Annotated in this window: 12 protein-coding genes; 10 read left to right on the top strand and 2 right to left on the bottom strand. The window is 62.6% G+C overall.

What is annotated here, in order from left to right:
- From P3T43_RS25675 to lpxC, 6 genes are all read left to right on the top strand, one after another.
- On the top strand, positions 1 to 942 hold the full coding sequence (locus P3T43_RS25675; protein WP_429283813.1) for a D-alanine--D-alanine ligase: 942 nt from the start codon (positions 1 to 3) through the stop codon (positions 940 to 942).
- 10 nt (positions 943 to 952) lie between these two features.
- Complete coding sequence (locus tag P3T43_RS25670; protein ID WP_429283812.1) at positions 953 to 1,705, top strand: cell division protein FtsQ/DivIB; 753 nt, start codon at positions 953 to 955, stop codon at positions 1,703 to 1,705.
- Positions 1,706 to 1,732: 27 nt separating this feature from the next.
- Positions 1,733 to 2,965, top strand: coding sequence for a cell division protein FtsA (ftsA, locus tag P3T43_RS25665; protein ID WP_429283811.1), 1,233 nt, complete (start codon positions 1,733 to 1,735; stop codon positions 2,963 to 2,965).
- Between the two features lie 130 nt (positions 2,966 to 3,095).
- Positions 3,096 to 4,292 carry a cell division protein FtsZ gene (gene ftsZ / locus P3T43_RS25660; protein ID WP_429283810.1) on the top strand — a complete coding sequence of 399 codons (1,197 nt, stop codon included), beginning with the start codon at positions 3,096 to 3,098 and terminating at the stop codon, positions 4,290 to 4,292.
- Between the two features lie 259 nt (positions 4,293 to 4,551).
- Positions 4,552 to 5,055, top strand: a complete 504-nt coding sequence (locus P3T43_RS25655; RefSeq protein ID WP_429283809.1) for a peroxiredoxin — start codon at positions 4,552 to 4,554, stop codon at positions 5,053 to 5,055.
- Positions 5,056 to 5,322: 267 nt separating this feature from the next.
- On the top strand, positions 5,323 to 6,240 hold the full coding sequence (gene lpxC / locus P3T43_RS25650; protein ID WP_429283808.1) for a UDP-3-O-acyl-N-acetylglucosamine deacetylase: 918 nt from the start codon (positions 5,323 to 5,325) through the stop codon (positions 6,238 to 6,240).
- Positions 6,241 to 6,310: 70 nt separating this feature from the next.
- Here the strand turns inward: lpxC and P3T43_RS25645 are convergent, their stop codons facing one another.
- Positions 6,311 to 6,808: a DciA family protein gene (locus tag P3T43_RS25645; RefSeq protein ID WP_429283807.1), complete on the bottom strand. Its 498-nt coding sequence runs from the start codon at positions 6,806 to 6,808 to the stop codon at positions 6,311 to 6,313.
- 279 nt (positions 6,809 to 7,087) lie between these two features.
- On the opposite strand from P3T43_RS25645, the gene secA reads away from it, so the two are divergent.
- The 4 genes from secA (at position 7,088) to P3T43_RS25625 (ending at position 12,639) form a co-directional block, all read left to right on the top strand.
- Positions 7,088 to 9,889 (top strand): preprotein translocase subunit SecA, encoded by a 2,802-nt coding sequence (secA, locus tag P3T43_RS25640; protein ID WP_429283806.1) that lies wholly within the window; start codon positions 7,088 to 7,090, stop codon positions 9,887 to 9,889.
- Between the two features lie 158 nt (positions 9,890 to 10,047).
- Positions 10,048 to 11,289, top strand: coding sequence for a bifunctional glutamate N-acetyltransferase/amino-acid acetyltransferase ArgJ (argJ, locus tag P3T43_RS25635; protein WP_429283805.1), 1,242 nt, complete (start codon positions 10,048 to 10,050; stop codon positions 11,287 to 11,289).
- 49 nt (positions 11,290 to 11,338) lie between these two features.
- Positions 11,339 to 12,208, top strand: a complete 870-nt coding sequence (locus P3T43_RS25630) for an ATP-binding protein (RefSeq protein ID WP_429283804.1) — start codon at positions 11,339 to 11,341, stop codon at positions 12,206 to 12,208.
- Positions 12,205 to 12,639 carry an NUDIX domain-containing protein gene (locus P3T43_RS25625; protein ID WP_429283803.1) on the top strand — a complete coding sequence of 145 codons (435 nt, stop codon included), beginning with the start codon at positions 12,205 to 12,207 and terminating at the stop codon, positions 12,637 to 12,639. Before P3T43_RS25630 ends, P3T43_RS25625 begins: the two co-directional genes overlap by 4 nt.
- Positions 12,640 to 12,696: 57 nt before the next feature.
- Here the strand turns inward: P3T43_RS25625 and yacG are convergent, their stop codons facing one another.
- Positions 12,697 to 12,894: a DNA gyrase inhibitor YacG gene (gene yacG, locus P3T43_RS25620; protein ID WP_429283832.1), complete on the bottom strand. Its 198-nt coding sequence runs from the start codon at positions 12,892 to 12,894 to the stop codon at positions 12,697 to 12,699.
- Positions 12,895 to 12,898: the final 4 nt, after the last annotated feature.

Raw genomic sequence — 12,898 nt, 5'->3', positions numbered from 1 at the left:
ATGAGCAGTCTGGATCCTAAGCAGTTCGGCAAAGTGGCAGTCCTGCTCGGTGGTGAATCCGCCGAGCGCGAGGTGTCGCTCAATTCGGGTCGCCTCGTGCTGCAAGGCTTGCGCGAGGCCGGCATCGACGCTCATCCGTTCGATCCCGCTGAGCGTCCGCTCGCGGCGTTGAAGGAAGAAGGTTTCGTGCGCGCCTTCAATGCGCTGCACGGCGGCTATGGCGAGAACGGCCAGATTCAGGGCGCGCTCGACTTTTACGGCATTCGCTACACCGGCAGCGGCGTGCTGGGCTCGGCGCTCGGTCTCGACAAGTTCCGCACCAAGCTCGTGTGGCAGCAAGTGGGCGTGCCCACGCCACCGTTCGAGGCAGTGCTGCGCGGTGACGACTATGCGGCGCGCGGCGCGGAGATCGTCGCGAAGCTCGGTCTGCCGCTCTTCGTGAAGCCGGCAAGCGAAGGCTCGAGCGTCGCGGTGATCAAGGTGAAAAGCGCCGATGCGTTGCCGGCGGCGCTGGAAGAAGCCGCGAAGTTCGACAAGATCGTCGTGGTGGAAAAGAGCATCGAAGGCGGCGGCGAGTACACCGCGTGCATCGCAGGTGAACTGGATCTGCCGGTGATCCGCATCGTGCCGGCGGGCGAGTTCTACGACTATCACGCGAAGTACGTGGCCGACGACACGCAGTACCTGATCCCGTGCGGCGTGGCGCCGGACGTGGAAGCCCGCTTGAAGACGCTGGCGCGCCGCGCCTTCGACGTGCTTTGCTGCACCGATTGGGGCCGTGCCGATTTCATGCTGGACGGCGAGGGCAACCCGTACTTCCTCGAAGTGAATACGGCGCCGGGCATGACCGATCACTCGCTGCCGCCGAAAGCGGCGCGCTCGGTGGGCATCAGCTACAAAGATCTGGTCGTGAGCGTGTTGGCGCTCACGCTGAAGGACTGACGTCATCGATATGTGGAACAACGTTCGCCAGCTCAATTTCGCCGCCAACGCGTTGCATGCGTTGCTGGTGCTCGTGCTGCTGGCGGCGGGCGGACTGTGGCTGGTGCAGCGGCCGGGTTTTGCGTTGCGCGAAATCCAGATCGACGGCGATACCGAGCACATCAATTCGCCCACGGTGCGCGCGGGCGTCGTGGGCCGGCTGAAGGGCAATTTCTTCACCGTGGATCTCGACGCGGCACGCCAGGCCTTCGAACAGATGCCGTGGGTGCGTCACGCGAGTGTGCGGCGCGTCTGGCCGAATGCGCTGGCTGTCACGCTGGAAGAGTACAAACCGCTTGGAACGTGGGGCAGCGATCAACTGGTGAGCGTGGACGGCGAATTGTTCACGGCGAATCAGGGCGAGCTCGAAGAGGATCTGCCGGCCTTCGACGGTCCGGACGGCACGGCGCAGGAAGTGGTCGCGCGGTATCGCGACTTCAAGAAGTGGTTTGCGCCGCTGGGCGCGACGCCGGACGAGGTCACGCTGTCGCCGCGTTATGCCTGGACGGTGAAGCTCTCGAACGGCATGCAGGTGGAGCTGGGGCGCGAGCGTAATCCGCAAACGCTGCTCGATCGCAGCCGGCGCCTGACCGCGGCGTGGGCGGCCGTGACGCAACGTTGGGGGAAGGACATCGAGTATGCGGACTTGCGCTATCCGAATGGTTTCGCGATTCGCGCAGCAGGGATGCGCTTTATCACCGAACCCGACAAGGGCAAGAAGTAAAAGGACATCACACGCAATGAGCACGCTATGAGTAAAGACTATAAAGATCTGCTGGTCGCCCTCGACATTGGGACGTCGAAGGTCGTGGCCATCGTCGCCGAGCTGAAAGGCGAAGGTCACTACGAGGTGATCGGCCTCGGCCAGAGCGAATCGAAGGGGCTCAAGAAAGGCGTGGTGGTGAACATCGAGGCCACCGTGCAGTCTATCCAGCGCGCGCTCGAAGAAGCCGAGCTGATGGCCGACTGCAAGATCACCAATGTATTCACCGGGATCGCCGGCAGCCATATCCGCAGCTTCAATTCGAGCGGGATGGTGGCGATCAAGGAAAAGGAAGTGACGCAGGCCGATGTGGCCCGCGTGATCGAAACGGCCAAGGCGATCAACATTCCGACCGATCAACAGGTGCTGCATATCCTGACCCAGGAATTCATCATCGACGGTCAGGAAGATGTGCGCGAGCCGATCGGCATGAGCGGCATCCGCCTCGAAGTGAAGGTGCATATCGTGACGGGCGCGGTGAGCGCGGCACAGAACATCGTCAAGTGCGTGCGCCGCTGCGGGCTCGAAGTGAACGATCTGATTCTGCAACCGCTGGCGTCGTCGCTCGCGGTGTTGACCGAAGACGAGAAGGAGCTGGGCGTGGTGCTCGTCGATATCGGCGGCGGCACGACGGACATCGCGATTTTCAGCGAAGGCGCGATCCGTCACACCGCCGTGATTCCGATTGCGGGCGACCAGATCACGAGCGACATCGCCATGGCGCTGCGTACGCCGACGCCGGATGCGGAAGACATCAAGGTGGATTACGGCATCGCCAAGCAGGCGCTGGCCGATCCGGACGAGATGATCGAAGTGCCGGGTCTGGGCGAGCGCGGTCCGCGTACGTTGTCGCGCCAGGCGTTGGCGGCGGTGGTCGAGCCGCGCGTCGAGGAACTGTTTTCGCTCGTGCAGCAGGTGGTGCGCGAGTCGGGTTACGAGGAACTGTTGAGCTCCGGCGTGGTGCTGACCGGCGGCGCGTCGATGATGATCGGCATGGTCGAACTGGGTGAGGACATCTTCCTGAAGCCGGTGCGCATCGGCGTGCCGGAGTACGCAGGCGGTCTCGCGGACGTGGTGCGCAACCCGCGCTACTCGACGGCAATGGGCCTGCTGGTGGAAGGACGTTCGCAACGCATGCGCGGCCGCAAGGTGGCGGTGCAGTCCGGTTCGATGGGCCAGGTTTTCACGCGGATGAAAGACTGGTTCCTGGGTAATTTCTAAAGCATTCGCTGTACGGACAGATTTCAGAAATACGCGCTGGTGCCGGCGGCTGGCGCGCGACAGGAGGTTGCCCGATCTCCTGCCGAATAACGGCCGAGTGGCTGCAATTTTTTATCTTGACGGAGGCAACATGGAATTCCAGATGCTGGAAACCGAAACCAACGGCACCATCATCAAGGTGGTCGGAGTCGGTGGCGCTGGCGGCAATGCCGTTCAGCACATGATCAACAAAGGCGTGCAAGGCGTCGACTTCATCGTGATGAACACGGACGCGCAAGCCCTGTCGCGTTCGCGTGCCACCGCGGTGATCCAGCTCGGCAACACCGGTCTCGGCGCTGGCGCCAAGCCGGAAATGGGTCGCGCTGCAGCAGAAGAAGCACGTGAACGCATCGCAGACGCACTGCGCGGCGCGCACATGGTGTTCATCACCGCAGGCATGGGTGGCGGCACGGGCACGGGGGCCGCTCCGGTCGTGGCGCAGATCGCCAAGGAAATGGGTATCTTGACTGTTGGCGTGGTCAGCAAGCCGTTCGAATTCGAAGGCGGCAAGCGGATGCGCGTCGCAGAAGATGGTTCGCAAAAACTGGAGGATCACGTCGACTCGCTGATCGTCGTTCTGAACGACAAGCTGTTCGAGGTGATGGGCGATGACGCCGAGATGGACAAGTGCTTCCAGTGCGCCGACGACGTTCTGAACAACGCGGTGGCGGGTATCGCGGAAATCATCAACGTCGACGGTCTGGTGAACGTCGACTTCGAAGACGTGAAGACGGTGATGGGCGAGCAGGGCAAGGCGATGATGGGCACGGCGACGGTTGCCGGCGTCGACCGCGCGCGTCTGGCTGCCGAGCAGGCCGTGGCCAGCCCGCTGCTGGAAGGCGTGGACCTGTCGGGTGCGCGTGGCGTGCTGGTGAACATCACGTCGAGCCGTTCGCTGCGTTTGTCGGAAACGCGTGAAGTGATGAACACCATCAAGAGCTACGCGGCAGAAGACGCAACTGTGATCTTCGGCGCGGTATACGATGATGCAATGGGCGACGCGCTGCGCGTGACGGTCGTGGCAACGGGTCTGGGCCGGGTTGCGAAGAAGCAGCAATCGGCACCGATGACGCTGCTGCGCACTGGCACGGACAACCAGCCGATTGGCGCAATGCAGCACGTGTACGCTCCGCAACATCACGCCAGCGCGGCAGACTACGGCGCGCTGGATACGCCGGCGGTGTGGCGTACTTCGCGTGACACGGCGGCTTCGCACGTGCAGGCGCTGCAGGAAAAGGGCGTCGATACGTACGATATTCCGGCATTCCTGCGCAAGCAGGCGGACTGACGCGCGCGAGCAGGCTTTTGCTGCGGCACGCCGATTGCGTGCCAGCGGGCAAGTGCACGAGCGTGGCGGGTGGAACGGCAAAGCAGGCTGCATTTCGTCAGACATGCGGCAAGGACAGGTGCCCTCTTCGGATTCGCGAAGCGGAAGGGGTGGCTGTCGCCGGCAGGTAGCGCAAACGTAGAGGCAGGGGCGCGACTGCACGATCCACTGCGACACGACAACGTGCGGGCACGCTCCGCATCGATGTGAAGGACTGAGCATGATTAAGGTGGGTGAAAAGCTACCCGACGCAATCGTCTTCGAATTGATCGAAGACGAGCGTGCGGGCTGCACGATCGGGCCGAATAGCTTCGACGTGCGTGGACAGACCGCGGGCAAGCGCGTGGTGATCTTCGGATTGCCCGGCGCATTTACCCCGACCTGTTCGGCCAAACACGTACCGGGTTACGTCGAGCACGCCGCGCAGTTGCGCGCTGCCGGCATCGACGAGATCTGGTGTGTGTCCGTCAACGACGCGTTCGTGATGGGCGCGTGGGGACGCGATCAGCACACCTCGGGCAAGGTGCGCATGATGGCGGACGGTAGTGCGGCTTTCACGCGGGCGCTCGGTCTGGAGCAGGACCTGTCGGCGCGCGGCATGGGAATTCGTTCCCAGCGCTACGCGATGGTGGTCGACGACGGCGTGGTCAAGACGCTGAACGTCGAGGCGCCCGGCAAGTTCGAAGTCAGCGATGCAGGGAGTATCCTCGCTACGTTGAGCTAGCCAGAGAGTGCTGAACGGCGTTTTTCCGGTGCGACGTTGTGCCGGGGCAACGACTGCAAGGCATTCATGTGACAAGCCGTAACGCGGGCTGATGTCCGGAAACGCCTCCGTTCCGGAGCATCGGCCCGTCACGCTTTCGCTATGGGGTAATGTAGCGAAACAGATTGATACGCCAGCGGGCGCTACCCTTCCCAGGGTAATGGAGTATACTTCGCGCTATGGAATAAAAAGTCCCGATTGGGATTTTCAATCGAACAGAAGATCACCATGTTGAAGCAGCGCACTATCAAATCGATCGTCAAGACAGTCGGCATCGGCCTGCACTCCGGCCGCAAGGTTGAATTGACGCTCCGCCCGGCCGCCCCGAACACGGGCATCGTGTTCTCGCGCGTGGATTTGCCCACGCCGGTGGACATTCCCGCGTCCGCCATGGCGATCGGCGACACGCGCCTCGCTTCGGTCCTGCAGAAAGACGGCGCGCGGGTGTCGACGGTCGAGCATCTGATGTCGGCCTGCGCAGGTCTCGGCATCGACAACCTGTATGTCGACGTCACCGCGGAAGAGATCCCGATCATGGACGGCAGCGCAGCGTCGTTCGTGTTCCTGATCCAGTCGGCAGGGATCGAAGAGCAGGGCGCGGCGAAGAAATTCATCAAGGTCACGAAACCGGTCGAAGTTCGCGACGGCGACAAGTTCGCGCGGCTGGATCCGTTTTTTGGTTTCAAACTGAAGTTCACGATCGATTTCCGTCATCCGGCGGTCGACAAGACCGGCCAGGCGCTGGAAGTGGACTTCGCGCATACATCGTATGTGCGCGATATCGCCCGTGCCCGTACGTTCGGTTATGCGCACGAAGTGGAAATGCTGCGTGAAATGGGCCTCGCCCGTGGCGCGAGCATGGACAACGCGATCGCACTGGACGAGTACCGTATCCTCAACAACGACGGCCTGCGCTACGACGACGAGTTCGTGAAGCACAAGATGCTCGACGCAATCGGCGACCTGTACGTGGTCGGACATCCGTTGCTGGCGTCTTATACGGCGTACAAGTCGGGCCACGGTGTCAATAATGCGTTGCTGCGCGAGTTGCTGGCGCACGAAGACGCGTACGAAATCGTTTCCTTCAACGACACGCAGAAAGCCCCGCGCGGTTTTGCGTATGACACGCAGACGGCGTTCGCCTGATCTTTGAAGATCAGGGCGCGCATGGCGCGTAGTCGGAGCGGATGAAAAATAAACGGCCCTCCTGGGCCGTTTATTTTTTGGATTCGCGATTCCTCAGGTGGCGGGCCGCCATTCTCGCGAGCGCCTCCTGTAACGGCGACGGCGCGAGCGATTCGCTCAACGCGTACAGCGCGTCGGCCCCGACCGGCGTCATGCGGGCCTGCTTGATGGGCGGCGGCTCCTTGACGGCCTGCGGACGCACGCGGATGCGCAACGCGTTCACCGGCCAGCCGCGCTGCTGCAAATCGGACAACAGCCGCGGTTCGAGATGCCGTAAGCGGGCCGCCAGTGCGTTATGGGCCGCAAATAGTGCCAGGACGCCCTCCTTGATAAAGCCGGGTTCGACGCTCGTGGCCAGATAGTCCGGCAGCAACTGGCGCAGATCCCGTTCGAGCGAGGCGATCTGCTCCACGCCGGCGCGCAGGGCGGCAAACGCATCGGTGCGCTTCAGTACCTCGGAGACCGGTTGCGGGCGGCGGGCGTTGAACTGCTTCGGCGGCGGCCTTGAAAACGAAGGGGAGCGGCTCATGTAGGATAGTGACGGCGTGAGCGCGCACGATGCGCACCCACGCCCGGATTGTACCGCGCGGGATACGCTGCCGGCCCGCTCCAATGCGGTTCGGCAGGCGCTCTGCACGGTGTCCCTACGTCGCGCCTCTGACACAGGCGTGCGCTGGGGCGCGTGCTAAAATGCCCGATTCGAATTCACTCTTGGACTAAGCCGCCGAGGCATTTCCGACCCCGGACCAGCATGTGGGCCAATCACATGCCGTGAACCAGCCGAAGCCGCGACGCAGACACCGATCCGATGACCACCGGTTTTCTACAAAAGATTTTTGGCAGCCGCAACCAGCGGCTAGTCAAGCAATATCAAAAGACCGTCACGGCGATCAATGCGCTCGAGCCGCAGATCGAGCAATTGACGGACGATCAACTGCGCGCCAAAACGGGTGAATTCCGCCAACGCATCGCCAGCGGCGAGTCGCTCGACAAGCTGCTGCCCGAGGCCTTCGCGGTCTGCCGGGAGGCGAGCAAGCGCGTGCTCAAAATGCGTCACTTCGACGTCCAGATGATCGGCGGCATGGTGTTGCATTACGGCAAGATCGGCGAAATGCGTACCGGCGAGGGCAAGACCCTGGTCGCGACGCTGCCGGTTTATCTGAATGCGCTGACCGGGCGCGGCGTGCACGTCGTGACGGTGAACGATTACCTTGCGCAACGCGACGCCGAATGGATGGCGCGTCTGTACAACTTCCTGGGGCTGTCGGTCGGCATCAACCTGTCGCAGATGGACCACGGCATGAAGCAGCAGGCTTACGCTGCGGACATCACCTACGGCACGAACAACGAGTTTGGCTTCGACTACCTGCGCGACAACATGGTCTACGAGACCAGTGGGCGCGTGCAGCGGTCGCTGAATTTTGCGGTCGTCGACGAGGTGGATTCGATCCTGATCGACGAAGCCCGCACGCCGCTGATCATCTCCGGCCAGGCTGAAGATCACACCGATCTGTACGTGCGGATGAACGCGCTGCCGCCGCTGCTCGAGCGCCAGATCGGTGAGGAAAAAGCCGATGGCACGGGCGTCGAAAAGCCGGGCGACTACACGCTCGACGAAAAAGGCCGTCAGGTATTCCTGACGGAATCGGGTCACGAGAAGGCTGAGCGTCTGCTCTCCGAGTGGGGCCTGATCGGCGAAGGCGAAAGCCTCTACGCGCCGCAGAACATCACGCTGATGCACCACGTGTACGCCGCGCTGCGCGCGCACACGCTGTTCTACAAAGACCAGCATTACGTGGTGCAGAACGGCGAAGTGGTGATCGTCGACGAGTTCACCGGCCGTCTGATGTCGGGCCGCCGCTGGTCCGATGGTCTGCACCAGGCTGTCGAGGCCAAGGAACATGTGAAGATCCAGAGCGAGAACCAGACGCTCGCCTCGATCACGTTCCAGAACTACTTCCGTATGTACACGAAGCTGTCCGGCATGACCGGCACGGCGGACACGGAAGCGTACGAATTCAACGAGATCTACGGTCTCGAAACGGTCGTGATCCCGACCAACCGTCCGCCCAAGCGGATCGACAAGCAGGATCAGATCTACAAGACGGCGAAGGAGCGTTACGACGCGGTCATTCGCGATATTCGCGACTGTCACGAGCGTGGCCAGCCGGTGCTGGTCGGCACCACCTCGATCGAGAACTCCGAGCTGCTGTCGCATCTGCTGAAGCAGGCTGGCTTGCCGCACGAAGTGCTGAACGCGAAGCAGCACGCGCGCGAAGCGGAGATCGTGGCAGAAGCGGGCCGTCCGCAGCGCGTCACGATCGCGACCAACATGGCCGGTCGCGGTACCGACATCGTACTGGGCGGCAACGCCGAGAAGCAGGCGACCTTCATCGAACTCGACGAGACTATCCCCGCCGACGAGAAACAGCGCCGTGTCCAGAAGCTGCACGACGAATGGCAAGAGCTGCACGATAAGGTGAAGGCCGCGGGCGGTCTGCACATCATCGGCACTGAACGTCACGAATCGCGCCGGATCGACAATCAGTTGCGCGGCCGTGCCGGCCGTCAGGGTGACCCGGGTTCGTCGCGCTTTTACCTGTCGCTGGAAGATCCGCTGTTGCGTATTTTTGCCGGCGACCGCGTGCGCTCCATCATGGATCGTCTGAAGATGCCGGAAGGCGAGGCGATCGAAGCGGGCATCGTCACGCGTTCGATTGAATCGGCGCAGCGCAAGGTCGAGGCACGCAACTTCGATATTCGTAAGCAATTGCTCGAATACGATGACGTGTCGAACGATCAGCGCAAGGTGATCTATCAGCAGCGCAACGAATTGCTCGAGGCGAACGACATCACCGAAACCATCGGCGCCATGCGTCATGGCGTGATTGCCGACATCGTCCATCAGTTCGTCCCCGCTGGCAGCATCGAAGAACAGTGGTCGGTGCCTGAGCTGGAAGAAGTGCTGCGCAACGAGTGGCAGCTCGACCTCGCGATCCAGGAAATGATCAACGAGTCGTCGTCGATCAGCGTGGACGAAATCCTCGAAGCCGTGATCGCCGCCGCCGATGAGGCGTACGACACCAAGGTCGAACTGGTGGGCCGCGAGAACTTCAGCGGCTTCGAACGTTCAATCATGTTGCAGACGCTGGATCGCGCCTGGCGCGAACATCTGGCCGCGCTCGACCACCTGCGCCAGGGTATCCATCTGCGCGGCTATGCGCAGAAGAATCCGAAGCAGGAATACAAGCGCGAAGCGTTCGAACTGTTTGCGGCGATGCTGGACGCGGTGAAGCTCGACGTCACGCGCGTGGTGATGAACGTGCAAGTGGAGTCGACCGAGCAGCTGGAACAGGTTGCCGAGGATCTCGAAGAGCAGGGCACGAGCCAGCTGGAGCACGCGGAGTTCCGTCACGCCGAGTTTGCCGAAACGGCCGCTCCGGTGGCCGCTGAAGCCGCTACGGCCGCGATGATCGGCGACGCGATGAGCCACGGTCCACATGCGTCGGCCGAGCCGCTTGGTGACAACGTGCCGAAGGTCGGTCGCAACGACCCCTGCCCATGCGGCAGCGGCAAGAAGTACAAACAGTGCCACGGCAAGATTGCGTGAAACTGAAAAGGCGGCGCGCATCATGCGCGCCGCGTCGTTTTAGCCAGCGCCTTTGCTGGTCATTCCGCGGTGGTGAGGTCCATACCGCACCGCCCTTTTATGATTTTCCGATGCCGGCTTCATGCCGGCATTTTCAACTTGGACAACAGGTCGCGACCATGGCTGTCAATTTCCCCTCCATCGATGCCGCCCAACTTCACCCCGTCGCCGGCGTTACGCTAGGCTGGGCCGAGGCGAACATCCGTAAGCCGAACCGCAAGGACGTGCTGGTCATTTCCGTCGAAGAAGGTGCGACGGTCGGCGGCGTGTTCACGTCGAACCGCTTCTGTGCGGCGCCTGTCACTGTTTGCCGTGAGCATCTCGAGCACGTGCGCGCCGGCGGTAAAGGGATTCGCGCACTGGTGGTGAACACGGGCAATGCGAATGCGGGCACCGGCGAGCCGGGCCTCGCGCACGCTCGCGAAACCTGCGTTGAGCTGGCACGTCTGGCGGGCATCGCGCCCGAACAGGTCCTGCCGTTTTCGACCGGGGTGATCCTTGAACCATTGCCGGTCGAGCGCCTGAAGGCCGGCCTGCCGGCTGCGCTGGCGAACCGCCAGCCCGCGCACTGGTATGACGCCGCCCAGGCCATCATGACCACGGATACGCTAGCCAAAGCGGCGTCGCGTCAGGTGAGCATCGACGGTCATACGGTGACGATGACCGGCATCAGCAAGGGTGCGGGCATGATCAAGCCGAACATGGCGACCATGCTCGGCTTCCTCGCGTTCGACGCAGCCGTGTCGCAGCCGGTGCTGGATGCGCTGGTCAAGCACGTGGCGGACCGCTCGTTCAATTGCATCACGATCGACGGCGATACGTCGACCAACGATTCGTTCATTCTGATCGCATCGGGGAAAGCCAGCCTGCCGGCGATCACGTCCACTGATTCGCCGGCTTACGCGGCGTTACGCGATGCGGTGACGGAGGTCGCGCAGACCCTCGCGCAGCTGATCGTGCGTGACGGCGAGGGCGCCACCAAGTTCATGACGGTGCAGGTGGAAGGCGGTGCGAACGTGGCGGAGTGTCGCCAGATTGCTTATGCGATCGGCCATTCGCCGCTGGTCAAGACGGCGTTCTACGCCTCGGACCCGAACCTCGGCCGGATTCTTGCGGCGATCGGCTATGCGGGCGTGACTGACCTCGACGTCGGCAAGATCGATCTGTATCTGGACGACGTGCTGGTAGCGAAGGCGGGCGGCCGCAATCCGGAGTACCGTGAGGAAGACGGCCAGCGCGTGATGAAGAAGGCGGAGATTCTGATCCGCGTGGTGCTGGGCCGTGGCGACGCGCAAGCCACGATCTGGACGTGTGACCTGTCGCACGACTACGTGAGCATCAACGCCGATTACCGCTCGTAAGCGGCCGGTGTTTTGAGATCCCATACCTCATCAGATTGCATTCTTCGTCATGGATAAACTCGAACAATTTCTGACGCGTGCCGAGGCCTTGCTCGGCCGCCTGGAAGCCGTGCTTCCGCCCGCATCGCCGGAGGTCGACTGGTCGGCCGCAGTCGCATTCCGCTGGCGCACGCGCCAGGGTCGCGGCTATCTGCAACCGGTTCCGGCCATTTCGGACATCACGCTCGACGACCTGCAGAATATCGACCGCCAGAAAGGCCTGATCGAGCAGAACACACGCCAGTTCGTGCAAAAGCTGCCGGCCAACAACGTGCTGCTGACGGGCGCGCGTGGCACCGGCAAGTCGTCGCTGATCAAGGCGTGTCTGAATGCATACGCCAAAGACGGGCTGCGGCTCATTGAAGTGGACAAGGACGATCTGCACGATCTGGGCGATATCGTCGACCTGATCTCGCAGCGTCCGGAGCGCTTCGTCGTGTTCTGCGACGACCTGTCGTTCGAAGACGGCGAGTCGGGCTACAAGGCGCTGAAGGTGGCGCTCGACGGTTCGGTGGCCGCGCAATCCGACAATGTGGTGATCTACGCGACGTCGAACCGGCGTCATCTGCTGCCCGAGTACATGAGCGACAACGAGACGTACAAGCACACGTCCGATGGCGAGATTCATCCGGGCGAGGTGGTTGAGGAGAAGATCTCGCTGTCCGAGCGCTTCGGCTTGTGGGTCAGCTTCTATCCGTTCAAGCAGGACGACTATCTGACGATCGTCGGGCACTGGCTGCAGCATTTTGGCTGCGACGCTGCGGAAATCGAGGCGGCACGTGGTGATGCGCTCGTGTGGGCGCTCGAACGCGGCTCGCGCTCGGGACGGGTGGCATGGCAGTTTGCCCGTGATCGTTCCGGCCGGAAATCGCAGGTATGACGGCCTCCACGACTCCTGCCAATCCCGCCGTGAACGCGGATGGGCGCCCGGTGACGGAAGTGGCCGTGGGCGTGCTGGTGCAACCGGATGGGCGCTATCTGCTCGCCCAACGGCCGGCCGGCAAACCCTACGAAGGATATTGGGAATTTCCGGGCGGCAAACTGGAGCCCGGTGAGTCAGTCGAGGCGGCGCTGGCGCGTGAACTGCACGAAGAACTCGGAATCGAGGTCGAGGCGAGCCACCGCTGGCATACGCTGGAGCATGATTACCCGCACGCTTACGTGCGGCTGTACTTCTGCAAGGTGACGCAGTGGGCTGGCGAGCCTCATGGGCGCGAAGGTCAGGCGTTTGTCTGGCAATCGCTGCCCGCCGAGGTGTCGCCGTTATTGCCGGCGACCATTCCGGTACTTGACTGGCTCGCTGCCGAGTAGCACGGACGAGAAGAACGGACGAGTAGCGGGGGCGAGAAGCAGGGCCGAGAAGCGCGCTCAATGCGCGTTGTAGTCGCCACTGGGCTCGTCGTCGGAGGGCGCTTCTTCGTCTGTACCGCCAATCTTGTACTTCTCAGCGGCCCAGGCGCCGAGGTCGATCTGCTTGCAGCGCTCGGAACAGAAGGGGCGGAAGCGGTTCTCGGGTGTCCAGCGGACATCCTTCGCGCACGTTGGGCATTTAACGACAATCATTATTCGG

Source organism: Paraburkholderia sp. GAS41, from assembly GCF_050436545.1.
Taxonomy (GTDB): domain Bacteria; phylum Pseudomonadota; class Gammaproteobacteria; order Burkholderiales; family Burkholderiaceae; genus Paraburkholderia.
Note: the sequence above shows the minus strand (reverse complement) of the source record. Positions and strands in the feature narration are given on the sequence as shown.